The organism is Pleomorphomonas carboxyditropha (genome assembly GCF_002770725.1).
Taxonomy (GTDB): Bacteria; Pseudomonadota; Alphaproteobacteria; order Rhizobiales; family Pleomorphomonadaceae; genus Pleomorphomonas; species Pleomorphomonas carboxyditropha.
In genome coordinates this window covers 1-1,421 of the sequence record NZ_NQVN01000064.1, presented here as the reverse complement: position 1 = coordinate 1,421, position 1,421 = coordinate 1, and the positions used below count along the sequence as shown (strand labels likewise).

Genomic DNA, 1,421 nt, shown 5'->3' with positions numbered 1-1,421 from the left:
GCGCCTTCGTTCATGACGTAGATGCGATCGCAGGTGCCGAGCAGCTCCGGCATTTCCGAGGAGATGAAGATGACCGCCTTGCCGGCGGCGACGAGGTCGTTGACGATCGAGTAGATCTCGTACTTGGCGCCGACGTCGATGCCGCGCGTCGGCTCGTCGAGGATCAGCACGTCCGGGTTGGCGAACAGCCACTTGGCCAAGACGACCTTCTGCTGGTTGCCGCCGGACAGGTTGATGACGTCCTGATAGATGCTGGGCGTGCGGATGCGCAGCTTCTGGCGATACTCGTTGGCCGCCCGGCGCTCGGCGTAGTCGTCGAGCACCGCATATTTGGAAACCGCCTTGTGGTTGGCCAGCGTGGTGTTGTGCATGACGTTGTTGATCAGCACCAGGCCGAGCTGCTTGCGGTCCTCGGTGACGTAGGCGAGGCCCGACTTGATCGCCCGCTCGACGGTGGAGACGTCGGCCGGCTTGCCGTTGATCAGCACCTCGCCGGAGATCTTCTGGCCGTAGGAGCGGCCGAACACGCTCATGGCGAACTCGGTGCGGCCGGCGCCCATCAGGCCGGCGATGCCCACCACCTCGCCGCGCTTGACGTTGAGGTTGATGGCGTTGGAGATCTTCCGGTCGGCGTGGATCGGGTGATAGGCCGTCCAGTTGCGCACCTCGAAGATGGTCTCGCCGATCTTCGGCTGGCGCTTGGGAAAGCGGTCGCTGAGTTCGCGGCCGACCATGCCGCGGATGATGCGCGCCTCGGAGATCTTTTCGGCATGGCAGTCGAGCGTCTCGACGGTGGCGCCGTCGCGCAGCACGGTGATCTTGTCGGCGACGCGGGAGATCTCGTTGAGCTTGTGCGAGATGATGATCGAGGTCAGCCCCTGCTTCTTGAACTCCAGCAGCAGATCGAGCAGCGCGTTGGAGTCGGTCTCGTTGAGCGAGGCGGTGGGCTCGTCGAGGATCAGCAGCTTGACCTTCTTGGACAGCGCCTTGGCGATCTCGACCAGCTGCTGCTTGCCGACGCCGATGTGGGTGATCAGCGTCGAGGGATTTTCCCTGAGGCCGACCTTGGCCAGCAGCTCGGAGGTGCGGCGCGTCGCCTCGGCCCAGTTGATGACGCCGCCGGTGGCGACCTCGTTGCCCAGGAAGATGTTCTCGGCGATCGACAGCATGGGGATCAGCGCGAGTTCCTGGTGGATGATGATGATGCCTTCTTCCTCGGTGTCCTTGATGGAGCCGAAGGTCTTCAGCTGACCGTTGTAGTAGATCTCGCCGTCGTAGGTGCCGTGGGGGTAGACGCCGCTCAGCACCTTCATCAGCGTCGACTTGCCGGCGCCGTTTTCACCGCAGAGCGCGTGGATTTCGCCTTCCTCTACCGAAAAGCTGACGTCGCGCAACGCAATGACGCCGGGAAACGTCTTGGT

The 1,421-nt window shown here is 63.4% G+C and carries 1 protein-coding gene; it reads right to left on the bottom strand.

Annotated elements, in window-relative coordinates; all coding sequences use genetic code 11:
- On the bottom strand, positions 1 to 1,421 hold a 1,421-nt coding region (gene mmsA / locus CJ014_RS27210), incomplete at both ends, for a multiple monosaccharide ABC transporter ATP-binding protein (protein WP_100083621.1).